The 24,019-nt window shown below is 42.4% G+C and carries 25 protein-coding genes and 1 other annotated feature; of the genes, 1 reads left to right on the top strand and 24 read right to left on the bottom strand.

What is annotated here, in order from left to right; translation table 11 throughout:
• Positions 1-56 precede the first annotated feature (56 nt).
• The 11 genes from B7720_RS07140 to B7720_RS07090 all read right to left on the bottom strand — a co-directional run bounded on the left by B7720_RS07140 (position 57) and on the right by B7720_RS07090 (position 12,061).
• Positions 57-1,043 carry a dihydroorotate dehydrogenase gene (locus B7720_RS07140; RefSeq protein WP_162281782.1) on the bottom strand — a complete coding sequence of 329 codons (987 nt, stop codon included), beginning with the start codon at positions 1,041-1,043 and terminating at the stop codon, positions 57-59.
• Positions 1,006-1,806 carry a dihydroorotate dehydrogenase electron transfer subunit gene (locus B7720_RS07135; RefSeq protein ID WP_084857276.1) on the bottom strand — a complete coding sequence of 267 codons (801 nt, stop codon included), beginning with the start codon at positions 1,804-1,806 and terminating at the stop codon, positions 1,006-1,008. The genes B7720_RS07140 and B7720_RS07135 overlap by 38 nt, the downstream gene beginning before the upstream one ends.
• Positions 1,807-2,053: 247 nt before the next feature.
• Complete coding sequence (gene gloA, locus B7720_RS07130) at positions 2,054-2,434, bottom strand: lactoylglutathione lyase (RefSeq protein WP_000157150.1); 381 nt, start codon at positions 2,432-2,434, stop codon at positions 2,054-2,056.
• A gap of 97 nt (positions 2,435-2,531) precedes the next feature.
• The gene (locus tag B7720_RS07125; protein WP_084857274.1) at positions 2,532-5,303 is read right to left on the bottom strand and encodes a J domain-containing protein; all 2,772 of its coding nucleotides are present in this window, start codon (positions 5,301-5,303) and stop codon (positions 2,532-2,534) included.
• 13 nt (positions 5,304-5,316) lie between these two features.
• Positions 5,317-6,981 carry a molecular chaperone HscC gene (locus B7720_RS07120; RefSeq protein WP_084857272.1) on the bottom strand — a complete coding sequence of 555 codons (1,665 nt, stop codon included), beginning with the start codon at positions 6,979-6,981 and terminating at the stop codon, positions 5,317-5,319.
• 174 nt (positions 6,982-7,155) lie between these two features.
• Positions 7,156-7,515, bottom strand: a complete 360-nt coding sequence (rplT, locus tag B7720_RS07115) for a 50S ribosomal protein L20 (protein ID WP_000124830.1) — start codon at positions 7,513-7,515, stop codon at positions 7,156-7,158.
• A gap of 51 nt (positions 7,516-7,566) precedes the next feature.
• The gene (gene rpmI, locus B7720_RS07110) at positions 7,567-7,767 is read right to left on the bottom strand and encodes a 50S ribosomal protein L35 (protein ID WP_001125942.1); all 201 of its coding nucleotides are present in this window, start codon (positions 7,765-7,767) and stop codon (positions 7,567-7,569) included.
• A 32-nt stretch (positions 7,768-7,799) separates the two neighbouring features.
• Positions 7,800-8,330 (bottom strand): translation initiation factor IF-3, encoded by a 531-nt coding sequence (gene infC, locus B7720_RS07105; protein ID WP_000848184.1) that lies wholly within the window; start codon positions 8,328-8,330, stop codon positions 7,800-7,802.
• 15 nt (positions 8,331-8,345) lie between these two features.
• Positions 8,346-8,477: a sequence feature (ribosomal protein L20 leader region), on the bottom strand.
• 73 nt (positions 8,478-8,550) lie between these two features.
• The gene (locus tag B7720_RS07100; protein ID WP_084857270.1) at positions 8,551-10,791 is read right to left on the bottom strand and encodes a DNA internalization-related competence protein ComEC/Rec2; all 2,241 of its coding nucleotides are present in this window, start codon (positions 10,789-10,791) and stop codon (positions 8,551-8,553) included.
• Complete coding sequence (locus B7720_RS07095; RefSeq protein ID WP_084857268.1) at positions 10,775-11,425, bottom strand: helix-hairpin-helix domain-containing protein; 651 nt, start codon at positions 11,423-11,425, stop codon at positions 10,775-10,777. Before B7720_RS07095 ends, B7720_RS07100 begins: the two co-directional genes overlap by 17 nt.
• 66 nt (positions 11,426-11,491) lie before the next feature.
• Positions 11,492-12,061 carry a GNAT family N-acetyltransferase gene (locus tag B7720_RS07090; protein WP_084857266.1) on the bottom strand — a complete coding sequence of 190 codons (570 nt, stop codon included), beginning with the start codon at positions 12,059-12,061 and terminating at the stop codon, positions 11,492-11,494.
• Positions 12,062-12,237: 176 nt separating this feature from the next.
• Between B7720_RS07090 and ald the strand changes: the two genes are divergently transcribed.
• Positions 12,238-13,350 (top strand): alanine dehydrogenase, encoded by a 1,113-nt coding sequence (gene ald / locus B7720_RS07085; RefSeq protein WP_084857263.1) that lies wholly within the window; start codon positions 12,238-12,240, stop codon positions 13,348-13,350.
• Positions 13,351-13,403: 53 nt separating this feature from the next.
• Here ald and B7720_RS07080 read toward each other — a convergent pair whose 3' ends face one another.
• The 13 genes from B7720_RS07080 to B7720_RS07020 all read right to left on the bottom strand — a co-directional run bounded on the left by B7720_RS07080 (position 13,404) and on the right by B7720_RS07020 (position 24,012).
• Complete coding sequence (locus B7720_RS07080) at positions 13,404-14,390, bottom strand: PhoH family protein (protein WP_000658168.1); 987 nt, start codon at positions 14,388-14,390, stop codon at positions 13,404-13,406.
• An 80-nt stretch (positions 14,391-14,470) separates the two neighbouring features.
• Positions 14,471-14,686 carry a YozE family protein gene (locus B7720_RS07075; protein ID WP_001232084.1) on the bottom strand — a complete coding sequence of 72 codons (216 nt, stop codon included), beginning with the start codon at positions 14,684-14,686 and terminating at the stop codon, positions 14,471-14,473.
• 23 nt (positions 14,687-14,709) lie between these two features.
• Complete coding sequence (locus B7720_RS07070) at positions 14,710-15,288, bottom strand: GrpB family protein (RefSeq protein WP_084857261.1); 579 nt, start codon at positions 15,286-15,288, stop codon at positions 14,710-14,712.
• Between the two features lie 11 nt (positions 15,289-15,299).
• Complete coding sequence (gene cvfB / locus B7720_RS07065; RefSeq protein ID WP_009730017.1) at positions 15,300-16,154, bottom strand: RNA-binding virulence regulatory protein CvfB; 855 nt, start codon at positions 16,152-16,154, stop codon at positions 15,300-15,302.
• 59 nt (positions 16,155-16,213) lie between these two features.
• Entirely contained in the window at positions 16,214-16,771 is a 558-nt protein-coding gene (gene frr, locus B7720_RS07060; protein ID WP_001262235.1) for a ribosome recycling factor, read from the bottom strand.
• 7 nt (positions 16,772-16,778) lie between these two features.
• Positions 16,779-17,516, bottom strand: a complete 738-nt coding sequence (pyrH, locus tag B7720_RS07055; protein WP_000002996.1) for a UMP kinase — start codon at positions 17,514-17,516, stop codon at positions 16,779-16,781.
• Positions 17,517-17,599: 83 nt separating this feature from the next.
• Positions 17,600-18,934 carry a methylenetetrahydrofolate--tRNA-(uracil(54)-C(5))-methyltransferase (FADH(2)-oxidizing) TrmFO gene (gene trmFO, locus B7720_RS07050; protein WP_000083710.1) on the bottom strand — a complete coding sequence of 445 codons (1,335 nt, stop codon included), beginning with the start codon at positions 18,932-18,934 and terminating at the stop codon, positions 17,600-17,602.
• Between the two features lie 133 nt (positions 18,935-19,067).
• Entirely contained in the window at positions 19,068-19,946 is an 879-nt protein-coding gene (gene rsmI, locus B7720_RS07045) for a 16S rRNA (cytidine(1402)-2'-O)-methyltransferase (protein ID WP_084857258.1), read from the bottom strand.
• A 2-nt stretch (positions 19,947-19,948) separates the two neighbouring features.
• A complete protein-coding gene (gene yabA / locus B7720_RS07040) occupies positions 19,949-20,266 on the bottom strand; it encodes a DNA replication initiation control protein YabA (protein ID WP_000358229.1) in 318 nt (105 codons plus the stop codon).
• A gap of 36 nt (positions 20,267-20,302) precedes the next feature.
• On the bottom strand, positions 20,303-21,193 hold the full coding sequence (locus tag B7720_RS07035) for a DNA polymerase III subunit delta' (RefSeq protein WP_000806725.1): 891 nt from the start codon (positions 21,191-21,193) through the stop codon (positions 20,303-20,305).
• Positions 21,190-21,828, bottom strand: coding sequence for a dTMP kinase (gene tmk / locus B7720_RS07030; protein WP_084857256.1), 639 nt, complete (start codon positions 21,826-21,828; stop codon positions 21,190-21,192). The genes B7720_RS07035 and tmk overlap by 4 nt, the downstream gene beginning before the upstream one ends.
• Before the next feature lie 120 nt (positions 21,829-21,948).
• On the bottom strand, positions 21,949-22,746 hold the full coding sequence (proC, locus tag B7720_RS07025) for a pyrroline-5-carboxylate reductase (protein ID WP_084857254.1): 798 nt from the start codon (positions 22,744-22,746) through the stop codon (positions 21,949-21,951).
• A gap of 3 nt (positions 22,747-22,749) precedes the next feature.
• The gene (locus B7720_RS07020; RefSeq protein WP_084857252.1) at positions 22,750-24,012 is read right to left on the bottom strand and encodes a glutamate-5-semialdehyde dehydrogenase; all 1,263 of its coding nucleotides are present in this window, start codon (positions 24,010-24,012) and stop codon (positions 22,750-22,752) included.
• Positions 24,013-24,019: the final 7 nt, after the last annotated feature.

Genomic DNA, 24,019 nt, shown 5'->3' with positions numbered 1-24,019 from the left:
AAATATTACAAATTGATGAAGATTCTATTTCTTGTTGACGATAAGGAAGACCTAGCTTATCTCAGATTGGCTTTGACTTCCTGACGGAGATTTTCTAGACTGCTAATGCCGTATTTATCCATGACTTTTGGTAAATTTTCAATAATATCAGGACAGGCATATGGATTGGTAAAATTGGCTGTTCCAACTCCGATAGCAGAGGCACCAGCCAGATACATTTCTAGCGCTGCTTCAGCAGAATCCACTCCTCCCATTCCAATGATGGGAAGGTCGGTTGTTTGGGCGACTTGGCGGATGAGTTTGAGGGCTACTGGAAAGACTGCTGGTCCAGACATTCCACCTGTTCCATTGGCTAGGATTGGTTTTCTGGTTTTAAGGTCAAAGCGCATACCGACAAGGGTATTGATCATGGTTAGGCCACTTGCCCCTGCATCTTCTGCGGCTTTGGCGATGGTGACAACATCCGTTACACTAGGGGTTAATTTAACATAAACTGGCACATCAGAGGCTTCCACAGCTGCCTTTACCACTTCATAAGCCAAGTCAGGATCTTGCCCAATCAAAAGTCCATGATTGCCGTGATCCACATTCGGACAAGAGATATTGAGCTCGATAGCTTTTACATTTGTAGCCTTGGAAATCCCCTGAGAAACGGCAGCGTACTCTTGTTTTGAAAAGCCTGCTACATTGGCGATGATGGGAAGCGAAGGATATTCTCTTTCCAGCCAAGGCAACTTTTCAGCTAAAACAGCTTCTAAACCTGGATTTTGTAAACCGATTGCATTGAGCATACCTGCAGGCGTTTCTGCCACCCTGGGAGTAGGATTCCCAAAACGGGGTTCAAGTGTCGTCGCCTTGATCATAATGGAGCCTAAAAGGTCTAAATCATAGTATTTGGCATACTCTTGGCCGAAACCAAAACAGCCTGATGCTGGAATAATTGGATTTTTCAAATCCAAACCCGGTAGAGAAACTTGTAAACGATTTCTAGTCATGACTTTCTCCTTATAATACAACTGTTCCTGTGCGGAAAACAGGGCCATCTTCACAGACGCGTTGGCTGACAGTCTCACTATCTGGCACTTTTAGAACACAGGCATAGCAAGCCCCCATCCCACAAGCCATACGGGATTCCAGAGATAGGTAGGCTCTTGGATGATCATAAAATTTTTGATTGATATACTTCATCATTCCAGGCGCCCCACATGAGTAAACAGCATCAAATTGACTGTCTAAGTCATTGATGACGACAGAAACATTTCCCTTGATACCATAAGAACCATCATCTGTCGTTACAAAAACCTGACCATATTGGGCCAATTCTGTTTCGAGAATAACAGCATCCTTGTTGGCAAAACCAAGGACTGTCACTACTGTCACCCCACGCGCATGCAATTCCTTGGCTACTTCGAGCAAGGGCGGAACACCAATCCCACCACCAACGAGGAGGACTTGACTCTGGTCGTCTAGGTCAGACAAGTCAAAACCATTTCCCTGAGGTCCCATCACATCAAGAGTATCTCCCTGACTTAAGGTTGAAAAAATAGCGGTCCCAGCCCCCTCAATCCGATAAATGAGGTGGCACTGCTTGTTTGCCTTGTCAATAGACGAAATTGAAATAGGACGGCGCAAGAGATGGGCATCATCAGGCACACGCAGATGAAGAAATTGACCTGCTCGCATGGCTTCAACCATCTCCCCTTCTAGGACTAATTCAAAGATTGCTGGCGCGATTTCCTCTTGTGCAACCACCTTCATGGTTTCCAAACGAATGGCACCCAAACGCTTCTTACATGTGGGATTCATGACTTTTCCTCCTTAAATTTAAGGGGACCAGATAAAGAAAAGGCCTTGCTAATGCAAGGCCTCAGTTGGGTTAGGCTAGAACTCATGCGCACACTTAAAAAGTCTCCACAGAGAGTCCCCTTATCCCTTTTATCTGACACCTTGTGAGTCTCTCTGGACTCCCCTTAAAGGTTAAATTTGTATTAGTATACTCTTTCAAAGAAAAAAAGTCAAGTAGAAAACGAACATTCTACTTGACTTCACTGGATTATTTTTCACGAATGACTTCGACCTTGTAACCGTCAGGATCCTTGACAAAGTAATAGTTTGGTTGAGTTCCTGGAAGTCCATTAGGAGCTGTCACCTCATAGCCTTTAGCGCTATGTTCTTGATGTAGGGCCTCAAGGTCAGGTGTACTGAGGGCGATATGGGCGAAGCCATCTCCTACCACGTAAGGACCGTGATCATAGTTATAGGTCAACTCCAACTCATAGTCATCCCCCTCAAGTCCTAGATAGACAATGGTGAAAGCATGATCTGGAAAATCTCTGCGACGCAATTCTTTAAATCCAAAAGCATCTTGATAAAAAGCGATTGATTTTTCAAGGTTTTCTACTCGCAAGCAAGTGTGTAGCATTTTTGAAGCCATTTTCATTACCTCTTTCGTTTTAATAGTTCTATTATACCTTTATTCAGGAAAATTTACTAGAAACTTGAACCAGAGTCCTCTTCTCTACGCTTTCATTCTAAGCAGCACTTTTACGATTTTCCTTGCGTATATTGCGAATAAGGAAAAGCATGATAAGGACAAAAAGTCCCTCGAGGAAGTAGAACGTAAATTCGCTGTTCATGATTAGTAAGTCTTTGTAATGATAGTTATTACCGAAAACTGAATTTGGTGCAAATAGGATTCGGAACAGTCTTCTTAGGAAAATAAAGATCTGCAATCCATAAATCATAAAGACCTTCTTCACACCAATCATGAAGCCTTGTTCCTTTGTAAAATAAGATAAGGCAATTCCATTTAACAAGAGGATAACAGTTATAGCCAGTGTTTCATTTCGTAGAATAGTTGGATCAAAGATATCTAAACGGCTGTGAATATATGGCAACGTTTGAAAGAGTAGGATTCCCAAGATTGCTGGTATGAAAATTTTCTTCAGAGATGGTGGAAATCCAGGACTGAATCTTGTAAAAGACAAGCAAATCACAAGGATTGCAAAAATATGGAAGTAGGCTGTTGCAACTCCTGAAATAGTCTGGCTTTGATTTACCAAAGCAGAAAGAAAACCAGCAGAAAGAAAGATACCGATAGGAATCAGCTTCTCCAAAGAATAATCCCACTTCAGCCCCTGACTCACTTGGAAACCATCGATGAAGCTGAAAAATGTAATGAACATAAGGGCACCAATGAGACCAAATGGTAAGGATGGAATGACGAGGATTAATAACAAGATTAATAGGAACCATGGATGAGGACTGTAGTAGAATTTCCGTTTTTCTCCTCTAGCAGTCACTCCCTCCTCAATCGGTGTTTTCCTTAATTTTAGCATATAGACGTAAAAGAGTGAAAACATGCCCGCATGAACCCATGAATTATAACCAGGTCGCTCTATAATACTGAGTAGCAAACATACAATCGTAAAGAGACCAGAGAAAATCTGAAGAAACTTATTATTAAATACCTGTCTTTTTTTCCAATCCAAATAAGAGAGCTTGGCCTTTGGATGACTAAGTTCATAAGCATAAGCTGTCATCTCTTCTAGTTTCTGGTCTGTCTCCTCCGTCATCATTTGGGGAGCCATTTTAGAAGTAGGAAAAGGAGCCAAAACATATCTCAGGAGCTCGCCGTCTGTAAACCGATGGTACTCCTTATAGATCTGTTGGAGTAAAATCGTTAGAATGCGTGGTCTTCCTTTAAAGTAGCTTCTCCACTTTTCCCAATCATTGATATCTTCATCGCTCTTGGTGAGCTTATCTATATAAAGATAACCTTCATTGTACCAGTAATCAAAATTTTCTTTTTTGTTAAGTGCATACTCCTCTACCACTGAAGGATAAGAATGGATACTCTTCCAGAAATGGAGTTTCTTCAGGTAAGGATTTGATTCCTCATCACTATAACGCTCCACAAATTGGAAAACAAGGGCTAACACTTTCGCATTGGTTAAAGGATAGACGTCCACCTTTTCTAACAAATCAAGTAGGAGCGTGTGATCTTTGACTGATTCAAAAAGGTATTGCCAATCACGTAACAGTTTATACTCGTCTTCATAGTGAGCATGGAGCAACTCATAGAAGGCTGCCTCAACTTCATCCGGATTATCTAGAGTGTAATGACTAAAGTCAACGTTTTCTCCCAGCTCCTCTTTTACTTCCTCTAAGTAATCAGCCAAGTCGTTCAAGAGTGGATAATCCTCTTCAAATATGACTTGTCGGTTTTTTTCCAGGATATAGGTTAAAACGGGCACACTCTTGATTATTTGACGATTCTGATTTACTTGATCTAAGACCATAAAGGCCAAATAAGGGTGCTTGAAAAACTCTATCCAGGAGCTCAATTGATTTGCTTTGTTAAAATCTTGGAGAATTTCTTGGCAAAGTTGATAAGAATAATAGAATTCTTCAGTGGCTTCATGTGCGCTTTCAAGCGAACTGCCTTCCTCTTCTGCTATAGCTCTTTTAACTTTCCAATACTTCAATTTATAGTAATAGCCCCAGTGTCGGAAGTCAGGTATATAATCTTCCAGCAAGAGAATGAGGATAGAGAATTGCTCTGGTTTATTAAAAATATAAACATCCATTTCCTCTAAAACGGATTGAACAATGTCCATATCATACTGATACTGATGAAAGAACTGACGCCATAGATGCTCTTGTTCCTCTTGGTTATAACCGTCATTTCCAACAATACTTTCAATCGCATTTCGAATCAGATAAGTTTCTTCATTATAACCACTAAAGTCAAGAGTAGACCTTGTTATTCCTTCTTGCCCACGGTTCTCTTCGTCACCAAACGTTTCAAAGTTGAGGGTATTCTTAGCTCTTTCTTCAGAATCTCCATTTAGCTGAACTTCCTCATCATAGTCACTAAAGTCAAGGGGGGACTTTTGCTCATTCTCTTCTGCTTTAAAGGTTTCAAAGTTAAAGGAATTGCTGGTTTTATCAGTCGATTGCTGATAATCACTGAAATCAAGACTAGATGTTTCAGACTCTTCGTTCTCAGTTTTCCTTTCTTCAGTCAAGTTTTCAAAGTTGAGACTAGACTTAGTCTTTTCATTCGCCTCTTCTTCAAGTTCAGTAGCCTCTTGAGAGTCACTCGCTTTTCTTAGGCTATTTTCTGGTCTTGTATTTCTAGACCTCGCATAAGTCAAGGCTTTTTGGTACGCTTCAACAATTTCTTGGTAAATTTCTGATTGGTCTTCTGGGTGATAGAGCCGAACCAGTTCAGCATAACGCCTTCTAATAAGCTTGACGTCAGTCGTTGGCTCTATCCCTAAAGTTTCCCATATATTCATAAGGTCTCCTCTTTTACAGTCCTCGCTCTAGGAAGTCTAGATAGTTTGAAAATGATTGATAAAGTTTTGGCAAATGATAAACAGATGCTTGACTGACCTCTTCTTCAAATCGTCTAGTTTCAGCCATTAGCTCATCTCTTCTTCTCCCCAAGAGCATACTGTACACACGATTCGCTTTTTCAATCAAGAAACGATAAACCTCTGTTTCTTGAGCATTGATCTTATAGCGAGTCAACTCTGCTTGCTTAGCCTTGATTTCCTTCTCTGTCAGAGTAACACTATCTTGGAGAATAACATGACTAAAGACTTCCTGTGTTGAATCAATTTTCACTTCGACATCCAAAATTCCATTTAAATCATAGGTAAATCGAACTGTGAAACTTTCATTTACTCTAGTATTCACAGGGACGGGAACTTCTAATTCTCCTAGAAACAGGTTTTGTGATGCCTTCATCATCTCACCTTGATAGACCTTTATCTTGACTTGGCTCTGTCCCAATTCAGCCGTATAGTACTGCTCGATGCGTGAAGCAGGTAGGGTTGAATTTCGCTCAATAATCGGCGAAAAACGGTCTCCAACTATCTCAATCCCCAGTGTAAAAGGGCAAATATCAGACAGTAATAAATCTCGTATCTCACCCTGCCGTTCTTTTATTCCTGCTAAAAGGGCACAACCTCTCGCAATCATCCGATCGGGATCATCCGAAACCTGCACCATTTGATTGATACAATAGGATAAAAAGTCCTGAACCAAGCGGAGTTTCGAAGTCCCCCCAACAAGAACAAAGTTATCAGACGATACATAGCTATAGCGTGCGTCCATCAAGGCACGGTCCAAAACAGCCTTAACACGTGCTAGCAGAGGTTGACAAAGCTCATAAAAGCGTTGGTAGCTCAAGTCTAAAGTGTATTCTTGTTCTTGATCCAGAACTGTCATCTTCACTTCTTCTTTATCATTGAGTTCTAGCTTTGTCTTTTCAGCCTGTACCAGAATCTTACTATAAAATTCTCGGGAAATCGTATCCTTGGTTAATTGATTGGAGGCTAAAAATTCCTCAGCAATAGCCGCAGTAAAGTCTTCTCCTCCCAATCGATTGTCCCCTGCGATCGAGACGATTTCGACGATATTATCAAAAAGCTCTACAACTGAAATGTCTAGAGTCCCACCACCAAAATCGACTACAATAAAAGATTGATCTTTTTGGTTTACCATAGATCTTTTAGCAAGAGCCGCTGCAGAGGGTTCATTGATAATCCGATCAATCTGAACGCCTGCAAATTTCCCTGCTAGTTTGGTCGCATAGCGTTGAGCATCGTTGAAATAGGCTGGTACACTGACAATCACTTCCTCAACCTTTTCTCCAAGATAGGTTTCTGCATCGTCTACCAACTTTCGAATGATAAAGGAGCTTAATTCTTCAGCCTTATATGCTCGATTTCCTAGCGTTAACTCATGTTTGGTCCCCATAAAACGCTTGAACTGAGAAACCGTCTTATCTGGGTAGGTCACCAAGCGTTCCTTAGCAATTTTTCCAACTATAATCTCATCATTGTCATCTAAAGCCACAACAGAAGGAGTCAAATACTCACCAAAAGCATTGGGAATCAACTTGACCTGACCATCTTGATAAACCCCTACTAAAGAATTAGTCGTTCCTAAATCAATACCTACTATCATCTTCTTCTAACTCCAAATCTTTTTTAGATATTCCTATTATACAAGAAATATCCTATTTTCTTTGAAAAAATCTGTGATTTACTCTTTAGAATAGAAAATCATTTATGGTAAATAAAAAAGTTTCACCCTACTCTTGCGGTAAAAACCACGAGAGTAAGAATGAAACAGTTGTCATTATTTACCAAGTTTTGCTTTAGCTGCATCTGCAAGAGCTGTGAAAGCTGCTGCATCGTTAACAGCCAAGTCAGCAAGCATTTTACGGTTAACTTCGATTTCAGCCAATTTCAAACCATGCATCAATTGTGAGTATGAAAGTCCATTCAAACGAGCTGCCGCATTGATACGAGTGATCCACAATTTACGGAAGTCACGTTTTTTCTGACGACGGTCACGGTATGCATAGTAGTAAGAGTTCATTACTTGTTCTTTTGCAGTACGGAACAAGATGTGTTTAGCTCCATAGTAACCTTTTGCTAATTTAAGAATACGTTTACGACGTTTGCGTGATACAACGCCACCTTTAACACGTGCCATATTTTATTTCCTCCAAATATTTCCTAGAATTGTTTACTTACTGTTAGGCTATTATTTCAAGCGAGTAAGCATTGCTTTGATACGTTTGAAATCTCCTGAATGCACCATAGATGCTTTACGAAGATGACGACGTTGTTTCTTAGTTTTTCCGTGGAAACGGTGAGAAGTGTAAGCACGGAAACGTTTAAGTCCACCAGAACCTGTACGTTTGAAACGTTTAGCTGATGCGCGGTGTGTTTTTTGTTTTGGCATGATTTTTTCTCCTTTATTTAACTTTCTGACAATTATTTTTTGTCAGTTGCTGGCGCCAACTGCATGAACATTTGGCGTCCATCCATCTTAGCTCGTTGTTCGATGATCGCAATATCTTGTGTTGCTTCAGCAAACTCGGCTAAAACTTTTGCACCAATCTCTTTATGGGTGATCATACGCCCTTTAAAGCGAATGGATACCTTAACTTTATTTCCTTTTTCAAGGAACTTGCGTGCATTGCGAAGTTTTGTGTCAAAGTCACCCTTGTCAATAGTTGGACTCAGACGAACTTCTTTCACAGTAACAACACTTTGTTTTTTACGTTGTTCTTTTTGCTTTTTCTGATACTCAAATTTGAACTTACCGTAGTCCATAATTTTAGCAACAGGTGGTTTTGCTTGGGGTTGAATTAAAACTAAGTCAACATTCGCACTATCAGCCAATGCTTGCGCTTCGCTGAGTGGCTTGATGCCTAGCTGTTCTCCCTCAAGACCGATCAAGCGAACTTCACGTACACGAATTTCATCATTGATGAATAAGTCTTGCTTTGCTATGGTTTTCACCTCTTTTTTATTATTAGAGAAAAACAAGAGCGGACCCGTAATGATACAAGCCCGCACGTTATGATAGCGTTTCTTAGAAACTTTTCATCCGTAGGGCCAGGCAACTTGATGTCACAAGGCGAGAAGCTCTCACTTCTGCTTTTCTCAACTTTTATATGATACCAAGTTTTCTATCCCTTGTCAAGATAAAAAGTTATTTTTTCGAAAAACTTTGTCTATTTTATCGCACCGTTTCAATTCGCCAACTATTCCATCCTTTAAAGCGGATAGCCCCTTGCTGGTCAGTTCTGTAAATCTTACTCTTGATACTTTCCATTCGTATCAAGGATTCCTGATGGGGGAGTTTCGCACGATTGTTTTTTCCAACTGAGATGAGAGTAATTTCTGGTTTGATTTTTTCTAGGAAAGTTGGATTTGGTGAGGTTTTAGCACCATGTTGGCTTGCTTTCAAGACATCCACCTCTAGGTCAGGATAATGCTTCAACAAGTCCTTCTCTCTTTTTTCCTCCAAATTTCCTGTGAAGAGAAAGTGCTTATCTAAGAGTTTTCCATAAAGAACCAAAGAATCATCACGATCCCCATCTCCAATCTGCCTTGGAGATAGGACTTCTAACTGACTCCCAAAAATCGAAAAATTATCCCCCTCTGTCACACTGCGCACCTTAGTTTGACTTGCTTCTAATTCTGCCACAAAATCCTTCTGTGTCAAACTTCCTTTTGATACTAAAATCTCCCCGATATGGAAAGCCTTTGTTACTTCCAGCAAATCTCCAACATGCTCCTTGTCTGTATTGGTCAAAACTAGCTGGTCAATCTTGGCTACTCCTCGACTTTTTAGATAGGGAATCAAGGTACGTTGGGCATTGCTGGTCGTCGCCTTTTCCTGCCAAGCTTGGATTTTCTTGTCAAATTCTGCCTTACCACCTACATCTATGAGAATAGTTTTCCCAGTCACATCCCGTAGGAAAATACTCTCCCCTTGCCCAACATCTAGCATCGTAATTTCATTTTCAAGTGGATGCTTGGTCAAGAAAAAGAGCCCTATAATCAATAAGCTGACTCCAGCTACTCTTTTGATGTTTTTCCTAAAATCATACAATATTGCCAAGGAAATTAACAGTAGAATCAAAAGCCATGCGTTGGGTTGACCAAAGACCAGAGGCCTGCTTGCCAGCTGCGATACCAAGCGAATGACGCCCTCTAACCACTCAAAGACAAAGTTGAACTGAGTGACTGGGTAAACAAAAGACAGAATAAATAAGATGGACAAAAGCGGTAAGAATACCACATCAAACAGAAAAGAAAAGACAAAGGTCAAAAGGATAGACCAAGGCTGAAATTCTGCAAAATAGAAGGATAGAATAGGCAATATTCCCAAGGAAATGACCAGACTTTCTCTAGTAACAGCCTTGAGTCCCTCCCCTTCTTTACTAGTCATGGTCAAGATAAAGGCGTAGGCACAGGACAAGACTCCTCCTGCTGTCAAGAAAAAGTTGGGCATGATGATAAAGAGGACAAGCACCGTCAAGGCAAAATTATCCAAACCCTTAACACCATGTTGGGCCAGTAACTTTTGCAAGAGACTGCGAATGACTGAAGCTGAAAATCCTGTCAGACCTGCATAGATAAGGGAAAAGGGATAAGTTAGCCACTTCAACTTTTCTTGGGTCAAGCCCAATCGCAAGAGGAGTTTCTTAAAGGCATCCATAAAGAAGCCCACTTGCATACCTGACAAGGCAAATAGATGGATAATTCCAAGACTAGAATAGAGCTCATTCATTTCCTCAAAGTCCGTATCTAGATGTCCCAGCAAGAGACCCGTCATATAATTGCGCATAGGATCTGGAAAGTGCGTCTTGATCCAAACTACAGCCTTTCGACGTAAACTAGACAGATTTTCTCCTATATCCCAACTGCTAACCTTTTTAAGTGACTGGATGCTCTTGATAGTCAGTGTCTGATAAATCCCCTGGGTCTTTAGATAGGCTTGGTAGTCAAATCCACCAAAATTTCTCTGCCCTTCAGGCTCAGAAAGTTTTCCTTCTAGCTCTATCTCGTGAAGGTCTGTTAAGGCCTGAAAGAGCTCTTTCTCCTCCTCTGACTGTAGCTTATAATAAACATGGAAGGTGCGGCCCTCAGCCTTGCCCCGAAAGGACAGACTGTCTCCATTGACTTTGATGGTATCTGGTAAAATCCGTACCCTTTCAACAGAATCCACTAGGTTCTGACTAGCTTGACTCTGTTGCCAGTTTTGAAACAGAAACCAAAATCCAAAAACTCCACAAATCGCTAGAACTTTACCGGCCGATTTCCAAGGAAATTGGAAAAAGAGACAGACAAGCAAAAACACAAAACCTAGCAGTGCGAGATAGGACACTCCAAAAATGGCATAGTAAAGCCAGAGCAACAGAAAACTCAGATAGATTAGGGGGATAGGGAAATTCTTAATCCACTGTGACATAATCTTTTAGCTTTTCTATCGTTTTGGCACCAATGCCAGAGACTTTCTTTAATTCATCTACCGACTTGAATTTGCCATTTGCCTCACGATGGTCGATAATATCCTGGGCTCGTTTTCCTCCCAAGCCTTTGACCTGCTTGAGTTCTTCCAGACTGGCTTTATTGAGGTTAACCTTCTTATCTTTACTTGTCGAAGGAGTCGTTCCAGAGGCAACCTGCTGACTAGCTGCTTCTTCTCCCTTAGTTGGAACATAGACAAGAGCCTCGTCACTGACTTTCTGAGCGAGATTGAGCGATTTACTATCTGCCTCCTCTGTCAAGCCACCAGCCTTCTGAACGGCATCATGAACCCGACTACCTACTGGCAAATCATAAATCCCTGGCGATTTAACAGCACCTTTGACATCTACTGTGATCAGATCTTGTTCAGGCGATTCGTCCTTTTCTTCCTTCTTGACTTCCTTTTCAGATGATGAATCCTTTGAAACGGCCGAGACTTCAGTCTGCAAATTCGTTTCTTTCACAGGTGTTTGGGAACTTGGTTTTAGTAGGAAAAATCCGCTCAAGGCCAAACCTAGACCAGCACAGATGACAATGATTTTATACTCTTTGATTTTCTCGATAATTGCTTCCATATTTTCTCCTCTCTTAAGTTATTCGCAAGAGAAAGAAAAAACAGTCGAAAAATTTTTTTCAACTGCTTATTTATTTGCAAAATAGTCTTCCTTAGTCAAGACATAATGAACTCTTGTGATGATTCGACCTGGTTCTTTGTTATCCATTCTGGCATAGGGTTCTTCGTGGGAAAAACGCATACCTGATTTCTCCATGACCTTTCCTGATGCGGGATTGTCTTTATCGTGAAGAGCAGTCAACTTGTTCATTCCAATCTTCTCAAAAGCCAGTTCAATCACGGCACGATTGGCTTCTGTCGTCAATCCTTGATTCCAATACTTTTGGTTGATAATATAACCAATAGCTGCCTTCTTAAGAACAGGATCAATCTTGTGCAAATCAATGGTTCCGATAAACTGACCAGTGCTTTTTAGTTCGATTCCCCACCGTCCCAAGGGATTAGCCAAGTAAAACTGAGCAATGTTATTCTTAGTTTCTTCTAAGCTTTGATTTGTTGGAAAAGTGTAGCGTGTATTTTCTCTGTCTGAAGCATACTCAAACATGGCTTCTGCATCGTCCAAGGTTACAGGTCGGAGCAATAAACGCTCCGTTTCTATAGTTGGATACTTGGAAAATTTAACAAATATTGATTCCATACTTTTTCCTCCATTAGAGCTTGATTCTCACTAGTCTAGCATAAAGAAATTTGAATGACAAGTTTTTCTTGATTTTTGAAGCGGTTTCATATACAATAAAACCATCACATTTTTGATTTATGAACTGAAATGTGACAACCAAAACAAGATTGTCAATTGAAAGGTAGGTTATCTCTATGTTAATCGGAATCCCAAAAGAAATTAAAAATAATGAAAACCGTGTTGCCCTCACTCCTGCTGGCGTCCATAGTTTAGTCAGTCGCGGGCATCGTGTCCTCATCGAATCAAATGCTGGTCTCGGTTCAGGATTTACTGATGCGGACTATCAAAAGCAAGGAGCTGAGATTGTCGCTACTGCTGCAGAAGCATGGGCTGCCGAGTTAGTCGTGAAAGTAAAAGAACCACTAGCTTCTGAATATGGTTATTTGCGCGACGATCTTCTTCTCTTCACCTACTTGCACATGGCCGCTGCACCAGAATTAGCAGGTGCTATGTTAGCAGCCAAAACAACAGGAATTGCCTATGAAACTGTTCGTGACAATCAAGGACAACTACCGCTCCTCGTTCCTATGAGTGAGGTTGCCGGCCGTATGGCTGTTCAAATCGGAGCTCACTTCCTTACTAAACAAGCTGGTGGTTCTGGTGTCCTACTAGGTGGTGTGCCGGGTGTTCCAAAAGGAAAAGTAACCATCATCGGTGGTGGTGTCGTCGGTACACATGCTGCCCGCATCGCCCTTGGTCTTGGTGCTCAAGTAACTATTTTAGATATCAGTGCGAAACGTCTCTCAGTTCTAGAAGAAGTCTTTGGAAACCAAATTCAAACTCTTATGTCCAATTCATTTAACATCGAAGCAAGTGTGAGAGATGCTGATGTGGTGATTGGTGCAGTTCTCATTCCTGGTGCCAAAGCACCGAAATTGGTGACAGATGAGATGGTCAAACAAATGCGTCCAGGATCTGTCATCGTTGACGTTGCTGTTGACCAAGGTGGTGTTATCGAGACAGCTGACCGTGTGACAACGCACGATGAACCTGTCTATGAAAAATACGGTGTTCTCCACTATGCCGTTGCCAATATCCCTGGTGCAGTTGCTCGTACCTCTACTATCGCCCTAACCAATGTCACTCTTCCTTATATCGAAGCTTTGACCGGCAAAGGATTCGCACAAGCAATCTCTGAAGATGAAGGCTTACGTCAAGGTGTGACCACTTATAAAGGTTACTTAACTAGCCTACCAGTTGCTCAAGGGCTCGATAAAGAGCACACGTCTATCGACGAACTTGTTTAAAGCTAGACACTCATTAAAAAAAAAGAGCAGTTCACGTCTGAACTGCTTTTTTGCTATTCTGTTTCTTGGTTCTTTTCTTCAACCTTAACTGGAGCTGGTTCATAAGCTCGGATAATCTGAGCGACAACTGGATGACGAACCACATCCTTGGCTGAAAAATGAACAAAGTCGATTTGGTGAATGTTCTTGAGCTTTTCTTGAGCATCAATCAAACCGGACTTAACATTGCGTGGCAGGTCAATCTGACTGATATCTCCATTGACAATCATCTTCGAATTAAAGCCTAAACGAGTCAGGAACATCTTCATCTGCATGATGGTCGTATTTTGTGCCTCATCGAGAATGACAAAGGCATCATCCAAGGTCCGGCCACGCATATAGGCAAGGGGCGCTATTTCGATAATCTCACGCTCCATGAGACGGGTCGTTTGGTCTTTGCCGAGAATCTGATACAAGGCATCATAAACTGGTCGAAGATAAGGATCGACCTTCTCCTTGAGATCACCCGGAAGAAATCCTAGACTCTCACCTGCTTCCACTGCTGGACGAGTAAGGATAATCCGCTTGACTTGACCACGTTTAAGGGCTGTCACTGCCAAGGTCACTGCAAGAAAGGTCTTCCCTGTCCCTGCTGGTCCGATTCCAAAGGTCACATCATGCTGTTTGACACTGTCCACATAAAGCTTTTGACCCAAGGTTTTGACACGGATAGGCTTCCCAGTATTATCCTTGATGATTTCTTCCTCGTAAAGGGCGACAAACTTGTCGATTTCATCGTTTTTGACCATGCTAATCGCAGTCACCACATCTGGCGTGCCAACCGTCATTCCTCGATTCACCAAGACCATCAAAGCCTGGATAACCTGACGGGCTTCCTCACAGGCAGACTCTTCTCCGATAACCTGGACAATTTCCGTACGGGCATGAATCACCACATCGAGCTCTTCTTCCATCAAACGAAGATGGCGCTCATTGGAACCAAAAAGATGGAACAAGTCATCTGGGTGACTTAGTTGAATGTCTATTGAATGTTCCTTCAAATAAAGAACCTCTCTAATCCGTTTATTTCTTTTTATTATAGCAAAGAGAACAATAAAATACTAGCCTCATCTCATTGTCTCTAGTGTTCTAAGTATTCTTGCCAGATGGCGTCAAAGTCTCCTAGGTTAAAAGAGAAACTGGCATGCTCCTCCAAAAAGCGACTCACCTCATCAAAATCATCTGTATGTTTTGGAAAAGCCGACTCCTCAAAAGCGAGGTCTGCCAAAATGGCTTTGGGGCTATTACTTTTAGGATTGCGCTCAGTCATGAGCCAAGTGTAAAATGATTTTCTCAATTCTTTCTCCTATCAAGAGTTTTTTAATGACACTTTTCTGATTCTTGAAAATTACTGGACTTAGCTTCTGAAACGTAGTGGTTTATAAAATCTGTTTTAGCATCAGTATAGGCATCTCGATTGTGTTCAAATTTCTTCCACAAACTTAGTTTTAATTCCTGATACGCTTGGGCAATATCTGGATGATGGCAGAGATAATCTCTAAAATAAATCTCGTCATGATCTCCTGTCATTCGCAAATGTAAATGAAAAACTTTCTCAGCAAAGCCCTGCTCTGTATATCCTTTATTTAGCGAAATCCTGTTAGGACTCTCCGACATCACTAGCCAACCATTATTCACCAATAAATCCCTAACTCTTGCTAAATCCTCTATTTTATCTACTTCTAACAGAATATCAACAATATTTTTAGCCCAAATATTAGGGATAGCAGTGCTACCGATATGTTCTATTCTTTTAATAACATTTGCACCCAATATTTTTTTCAGACTTGTTTTTTCCGATTCATACCAGTCTTTCCACTCTGACTTGTGCTCTACTAGAAAAATAGGAAAAAGTTGCCAGAGTTCCTCTAAACTCATTTCTTCAAGTTTCTTTATCATGTCTATAAGGTTTAAATCAACTCTGTCCCAAACTGGTCTTGCTTGATTTTACCAGCCTTCATCAAGCCACCGAGTGCTTTCTTGAACTGACCTTTAGAAATGCCAAAGGTTGCCTTGATGTCCTCAGGAGATGACTTATCATTTAAGGTCATGAAACCGCCATTGCTTTCCAAGTAGGTCAAAATCATCTGAGCATCATTTTCCAACATTTCAAAGGAACGTGGTTTGAGGGATAGGTTCAAGGTACGGTCCACTTCACGGAAACCAATGACACGCGCATCTAACACTTGCCCCAAACGTGGCTCTGCGTAGCGCTCACTTGGGTGAATGAAACCAAGCATGTTATTCTCTGGTAGGTATACAAAAGTTCCTGATAGCTTGAGGCGGTAAACAATGGCTGGCCAGTTTTGGTTCTGCATGTTGTTGTAGGCAGGACGAGCCAGACGTTGGAAGTCTTCTTGATAAGCCAAGAGTCCCCAGATTCGGTCTTTCTTGTCCACTTCAAGACGGATGTAGAGTTTATCCCCCTTCTTAGGCCAGAGTTCCTTGAGCTCAGGGAGGATATCAAGTGACACAACGATTTCCTTATCAGGTAGACCGGTATCGACAAAGACACCCAAGTCCTTTCGAACTTCTGTTACGGTTCCCCAACCAAATTGGTCCTGAGTCGCAGTAACTTCTTGAGTGGTCAAGCGGAGTTTTTGCTTCATATCCGTGTAGGCAAAACCTTTGACCGTATCCCCTACTGTATGTTGACCTTCTTCCTTAGCAAGAGCATAGGTCTGACCATCCTTTTGCACAAAGTAAAAACGGTCATTTTCATCGATGATGAGTCCAACGATAAAACTTGCAAGATTTGTATTCATATTTCCTTCTTTCGAATAAAACTCAGCCAGCAATGCCAACTGAGTTTTTCTGTTTATTTTTAGACTTCCAAGATTTCTTTTTCTTTATTGGCAGTCATGTCGTCGATGTGTTTCACAGCGTCGTCTGTTACTTTTTGAATATCTTTTTCAAGAGTCTTCAATTCGTCTTCAGTAATTTCTTTTGCTTTTTCTTGCTTTTTAGCTTCGTCCATAGCGTCGCGACGGATATTGCGGACAGCCACTTTAGCATTCTCACCGACCTTCTTCACTTCTTTGGCAAGGTCACGACGAGTCTCTTCTGTAAGAGCAGGGATAACCAAGCGGATCACAGAACCGTCATTAGCTGGTGTAATACCAAGATCAGAAGCGTTCAAGGCACGTTCGATGTCTTTCAATGAAGACTTGTCAAATGGTGTTACCAACAAAACACGCGCTTCTGGAATAGTAATTGAAGCGATTTGGTTAAGAGGAGTTTCGACTCCATAGTATTCTACATGGATACGGTCTAGCAAGCTTGCGTTGGCACGACCGGCACGGATACCACCAAATTCACGAGCAAGTGATTGATGAGACTGGGTCATTCTCTCTTTTGCTTTTTCTACAATTGCATTAGCCATAATTTTCTTATTCCTTTTCTTCGATATTGTTTGAAACTGTTGTTCCGATATTTTCACCAAATACGACACGTTTGATGTTGCCTGGTTGGTTCATATTGAAGACAACCAAGTCAATGTCGTTGTCCATAGAGAGGGTTGAAGCAGTTGAGTCCATGATACGAAGACCTTTATTGATAACATCACGGTGGGTCAATTCTTCAAACTTAACAGCTGTCTTGTCTTTCTTAGGATCGGCATTGTAAACACCGTCTACGCCATTTTTAGCCATAAGGATGGCATCCGCTTCGATTTCAGCTGCACGAAGGGCTGCTGTTGTATCTGTTGAGAAGTAAGGTGAACCAATTCCAGCACCAAAGATAACGATGCGGCCTTTTTCAAGGTGGCGAAGGGCACGTCCACGTACGTAAGGTTCTGCCACTTGTTGCATAGCAATGGCAGTTTGCACACGCGTATCGACACCAACTTGCTGCAATGAATCTGCCATCACAAGAGCATTCATCACGGTCCCAAGCATTCCAGTGTAATCTGCCTGAACACGGTCCATGCCAGCTTCTGCAGCAGGTTCTCCGCGCCAGAGATTTCCTCCACCAATAACAAGGGCAATTTCGATACCTAAGCTATGAACTTCTTGAATCTCTTTTGCGATTGTTTGAACTGTTTGGATATCAATCCCTACGCCACGTTCACCGGCAAGGGCTTCACCTGATAACTTGATTAAAATACGTTTATACTTGGGATTCGCCATTTTTACTCTCCTTTTTTTATCCTACCTATTTTATCACAATTTCTAAGATTTTTATAGTATCATGAGCAATTCTTTCAAAAAAATTAAACCGTTAAAAATTCCTCTAAGTCGGTAAGAGCACGCTCTGCAATTTTTTCATAACGAGCTTTTTTATCACGGATACGCTCGCCTTCCAATTCCTTGATAATCCCAAAATTGACATTCATTGGTTGGAAATGTTTGCTATCAGCGTGAGTGATGTAATGAGCCAGACTGCCAATCGCTGTGGTCTCTGGGAAGATAGCTTCACTTTCACCCTTAAAGAGACGAGCTGCGTTAATACCTGCAACCAAGCCTGAAGCTGCTGACTCAACATAGCCTTCTACACCCGTCATTTGACCAGCAAAGAAGAGGTTTGGTTGTTTCTTAGAACGGTAAGTCTGTTCAAGAAGATTTGGTGAATCCATATAAGAATTGCGATGCATGACCCCATAACGGACAAACTCAGCATTTTCAAGACCTGGAATCATTTGGAAGACACGCTTTTGTTCTCCCCATTTGAGGTGGGTCTGGAAACCGACGATATTGTAGAGGCTACCAGCCGCATTATCCTGACGAAGCTGGACAACTGCATAAGGGGTTTTGAATTCGCCATCACGAGGCCCCGTATAGTCGTCTGGGTACTCCAGACCGACTGGTTTCATGGGACCATAAAGCATGGTTTTAATGCCACGCTTAGCCATGACTTCGATTGGCATACAACCTTCAAAGTACTTTTCTTTTTCAAACGAATTGAGCGGTGCTTCTTCCGCATTGACCAAGGCTTCATGGAAATCCATAAACTCTTGCTTGGTCATTGGAGCATTGAGGTAGGCCGCCTCTCCCTTGTCATAACGAGACTTGAGATAGACCTTGCTCATATCAATGGTGTTGACATCGATAATCGGCGCCGCCGCATCGTAGAAATAGAATCCATCCCCATCATTAAGGGCATGAATCTTTTCAGCTAAGGCATCACTAGTCAAAGGACCAGTAGCGACAACTGTAATAACATCCGTTGGCAATTCTGTAATTTCATCACGAACCACCTCAATCAAGGGGTGGTTGGCTACTTTTTCGGTCACCATTTGGGAGAAGCCGTCACGGTCCACCGCAAGGGCACCGCCCGCAGGAACACGTGTAGCTTCAGCAGATTCCAAGATAACAGAACCCAAGCGACGCATTTCTTCCTTGAGAAGCCCAACGGCATTTGTCAAAGCATCCCCACGTAAGGAATTGGAACAAACCAATTCAGCAAAATTGTCTGTTTTGTGCTGAGGTGTTGACTTGACCCCACGCATTTCATAAAGTTTAACTGGAATACCACGTTCTGCGATTTGATAAGCAGCTTCAGACCCTGCCAAACCTGCTCCGATAACATTGATATAAGATTGAGACACGACACTAATACCTCTTTGGGTGGAAACCAAGTCCAAATAAAAACAAGCTACTAGACTATTTGACACCCACAAATCTTTCTAATTTTTCTTCTACTAGTATAACAAAAAAAGGGAAGAAGGAAAACTTCCCTGTTTAGTCATTTTCTTGATCTTCTTCCCAATCGTGGTAGGCAGCGTAGAGCTGACTCTTATTCCACTGGTAGAGTTTTGCAACTTCCTTTATGGCTTGATTTTTCTTCATGCCTTGCTGGATACGAGATTGGATTTCTGAAAACAAGTCCTCCTCGTCCTTTTCTTCCACATCCTGACTGGCGCCTTCAACGATGAGAAGGCATTCACCCTTGAGTGGCGTTTCAGCAATACTTTCTAGTAGCTCTGAAATCTTTCCTCGTTGGTATTCTTCATAGATTTTGGTCAATTCCCTGACCAAGACTACCGAGCGGTCACCGTAGACTTCTAGCATATTTTCCAATGTATCTGATACACGGTGGGGCGATTCGTAGAAAATCTGAGTTTCTGGGTAATCTTTTTTTAAGTCGAAAAATTGCTTTTGCTGGCCTGATTTTCTCGGTAAGAAACCGTAAAAGATATGTGGTTGTGGAGCTAAACCACTGGCAATCAAAGCAGAAATCCCTGCAGAGGCACCCGGAACTGTCACTACTGCAATTTCTTCCTCAATAGCTGCCTTAACCAAATCATGACCAGGGTCCGAGATACTAGGCAGACCCGCATCGGATACCTGAGCGATACTTTGTCCTGCTTTCAAGAAACCAATCAAATCAGGAATTTTTTCCTTGGCATTGTGCTCGTGAAAACTAATCTGCTTGGTGGAAATGTCAAAATGCTTGAGCAAAAGTCCTGTATTGCGCGTGTCCTCAGCTGCAATCCAGTCCACTTCTTTCAAGGTCTGAATGGCACGAAAGGTCATGTCATCTAGATTGCCAATCGGTGTTGCCACTAGATAAAGTTTGCCATATGGAGATTGTCCCTTAAAACTTTTTTGAATCTGCATGCCTACTCCCTGTACAACAACTCGTCACAGAACATACATTCCTCGTCCTGCTCTCGGCGTTGTCCATAAAAATCATTACATACGTGAAAACCGTCTTTATAGATCCGACGGACGCTTTCACGAACATGCTTGGCCTTGACGGGAGTATCTGCTTCCACCTCGCCCAAGCGTTCGCGCAACTTACTATTTTCCAAGCGAAGAGCTGTATTTTCCTCTACCAGGCTCTTGAGATTTTTCTTGATGGCTTCCACATCGGCCAAGGTCACCAGTAACTGTTGGGAAAAATCGTCCAGCGCGTCAAATAATTCTTTTTTATCCATAAACCAGCCCTTTCCTTTCTTTATCCTTCATTGAGTTTATATTTCTTTCAAGACCAGATATTCCATAGCATTTTGAAAGCTGACATTAGCCTGCCACATTTTTCTAGCTTCTAGCAAATCTTGCAGAATCTGTCGAATCCTTTCTTGCAAGAGATCCTGTCCACAGAGCACTTCGAGGATTCGCAAGACCTGATCTTGTTTTTCCTTGTCATCTGCCAAGCTGGCTAATTTAGAAACTTGGAGATAACTTTCTTTTTTCTTGGCTAATAACCAGGTCAGCAGGCGCTCACTTTCATCCACCAAGGTCCAAAAACTTGCCTGATTGACCAACTTTTCAGCTTCAGCTCGTGATTGACAAAACTGGGCTAAGAAAGTCGCTTTTTTCTTAACAAGCCCCATTTGTTCTAGGAGCAAGATGAGCTTCTCTTCCTGCTTTTTAAAGTGAAAAATCTGTGTCCTACTACGGATAGTCGGCAACATCTTTTCCTCATCACTAGTTAAGAAGAAAATGTAAACTTCACTCTGGGGTTCTTCGATGACCTTGAGCAGAGAATTAGCTGCGTTGGGGTGCATTTTCTCCGCCTGCTCGATAATGAAAACCTGTTGCTGGCTTTCAATCCCTGCTTGAGAAAACTGACCCACCAATTCCCGAATCCGTTCTGTCTTGATGACCTGATTGACTGGCTTGATTAAAGTAACATCGGGAAATTCTTCCTGCTCAATCAGCTTGCAGTTTCGGCATTTCTCACATGGTAGAACGCCTACTTTATCCGTACAAAAGAGGCTCTTAGCCAAAAACTGTGCCATTTCCAAGCTTCCAAAGAAACCTGAAAAGAGATAGGCATGATTGAGCTGGTCTTGTTCTAAGATACGGACAAAGCGGTCAAACTGGTCTGGCTGCCAAGCCTTTAGTTGATCTTGTTTCATTTAGCCAAGCCCATTCTGTCAAACAAGACAGCCTTGGTCGTTTCCACAACTTGCTCCAAAGGAAGACTCGCATCAATCTTGACCATGCGATTTCCTTCTTTGTCCAGAAGAGAAAGGTAGCCTTGACGGACTTTCTTGTGCAAGTCCAAGCCTTCCAAGTCCAAACGATTGACCTCGCGATCACTATTAGCAGCAATGCGAGCCAGCCCCTCTTCCACCTCGATGTCAAAATAGAGTGTCAAATCGGGTTTGAGGCCATCTGTCGCAAAGTGATTGAGCCAATCAATGGCATCAATATCCAAGCCACGGCCAAATCCCTGATAAGCAACAGAACTATCGATGAAGCGGTCCATAATGACCAACTTGCCAGCTTCAAGTGCTGGGAGAACTTTTTCCACCAAGTGCTGTCTGCGACTGGCGATATAGAGAAGAAGCTCTGTTTTAGGATCCATCTGCGTATGACTTGGATCTAAAATCACTTCCCGAATCTTCTCTCCAATCGAGACTCCACCTGGCTCACGGGTCGTCAGTACCTCTACTCCTTTTTCCTCTAAAATTGGGAGTAGAGCCTCTAAAACACTGGTCTTTCCTGCTCCCTCTGGTCCCTCAAGAGAGACTAAAAATCCTTTTGACATGTCTAACTCATTTCTTTTTTTCTACCTTCTATTCTATCAAAAAAATAGGTTTTTGTGACAATCTTTTTGTGTCTTCTCCATTCAATCGACCATAAAAGAGGCTGGGAGTCATCCAACCTCTTATTTACCTAGTTCTTGTGTTCGTTTGTAGGCTTGCTGAACTGCGTCCATGACGGTACCTCTAAAAGCATGTTCTTCCAGACTTGCTACACCCGCGATAGTCGAACCTCCTGGGCTGCAAACTTGGTCTTTCAAAACTCCAGGATGTTGCTGGCTTTCCAGAACCATTTGTCCAGATCCAACTACTGTTTGGGCTGCCATTTTCAAAGCCATTTCTCGTGGCAATCCTGTCTGTACACCCGCATCTGCCAAAGCCTCAATAAAGAGATAGACAAAAGCTGGTCCACAACCTGCGAGACCTGTCGCTGCATCGATTAAGCCATCCCCCAGCTCAACCAAGAGGCCGGCCTTGGCCAATAATTGACAAAAGAGTTCACTGTCCTCAGCACGACAATTTGCTGACATGGCATAACTAATCACTCCTTGGCCGATAGCCACTGGAGTATTGGGCATGATGCGAATGATTCGGTGATGAGTCGGCAGAAATTTGGACAGTTTTTCCAAAGTCAATCCAGCTGCCATGGAAATCAAAAGAAGACTTTCTCTCTTTTCAAGGATGGTCTGGTATTGAGAAAGCAAGTCTGAGAACTGAGCAGGCTTAACACCTAGAAAAATCACATCTGCTTCTGCGAAGATTTCGTCATTGCTGGAAGCCTGACCACCAAAGTTGGCAATGAAAGCATCTACTTTTGCTTGACTACGATTGGCAAGGAGAATCTGAGCACCTGTCTTGGCCTGCAAAACAGCCTTAGCCAAGCTAGCTCCCATATTTCCCAAGCCGATAAATCCAATCTTCATCTCTTACTCCCTTATCTGTCCGTCACCAGTAACCACATACTTGTAGCTGGTCAACTCTTTCAAGCCCATAGGCCCACGCGCGTGAAGTTTCTGAGTAGAAATCCCCATCTCACATCCAAGACCAAACTGGCCACCATCAGTGAAACGCGTTGAGGCATTGACATAAACTGCGGCAGAGTCCACTTGATCTGTAAAGTAAGCTGCAGCTTCAGCATTTTCCGTCACAATCGCATCCGAATGATGGGTACTGTGGGCTTCAATATGCGCAACCGCTTCTTCTAAACTACTCACAACCTTAACCGCTAGGACATAGTCTAAAAACTCAGTGTCAAAGTCTTGGGCCTCAGCTGCTCGACCTGAAACAAACTGACTTGCTGTGCTATCCAAACGAAATTGAATTGGTTCCAGTCCAGCTTCCTTACGCTCTGCAACCAGAACTTGTTCCAAGCGAGAAAGGAAGCTTGCTGCCTTGTCTTCATGAACTAGCAAGACCTCCATGGCGTTGCAGACAGAAGGACGACTGGTTTTAGCATTGTTGATAATCGATAGTGCCTTGTCTTCGTCTGCATCCTTATCTACATAGACATGGACAATCCCAGTTCCTGTCTCGATAACAGGCACGATAGCATTTTCAACCACTGCATTGATCAAACCAGCCCCTCCACGAGGAATGAGAAGGTCTAGATAACCCTTGGCCTTCATCATAGCATAACTACTTTCTCGACGGGTATCTTCTACTAGTTGAATCACATCTGGATGAATGGTCGTCGTCTCCAAGCCCTTCTTCAAGGCTGTGACAATAGCATGAGCAGTTCGGTAGGCATCCTTGCCACTACGAAGAACGACCGCATTGCCACTTTTGAGAGCCAAAGCAGCCGCATCAGACGTCACATTTGGACGACTTTCATAGATAATACCAATAACCCCCATAGCCACACGCTTCTTGGTAATAACCAAGCCATTTTCAAGCTGACTTGTTTCTAAAACTTCACCAATTGGATCTGGTAAAGCAACCACTTCACGAATCCCTCTTGCCATCGCTTCTATACGTCCTTCATCCAAATAAAGACGATCTAGCATAACATCTGAGATTTTCCCCTTGGCCGCTTCCATATCGAGGGCATTGGCCTCTAGAATCCCCTCAGTGGCTGCCAACAAGTGATCAGCCATGGCTAGCAAGGCTTGGTTTTTCACTGCTTCACTAGCAGTATTAATTGATTTCTTAACAGCCTGTACCTGTTCAAATTGTTCTTGTGTCCTTACCATCGTTCAC

The sequence above is a fragment of the Streptococcus oralis subsp. oralis genome (assembly GCF_002096455.1).
Taxonomy (GTDB): Bacteria; Bacillota; Bacilli; order Lactobacillales; family Streptococcaceae; genus Streptococcus; species Streptococcus oralis_CY.
This window is presented reverse-complemented; position numbering and strand designations above follow the sequence as displayed.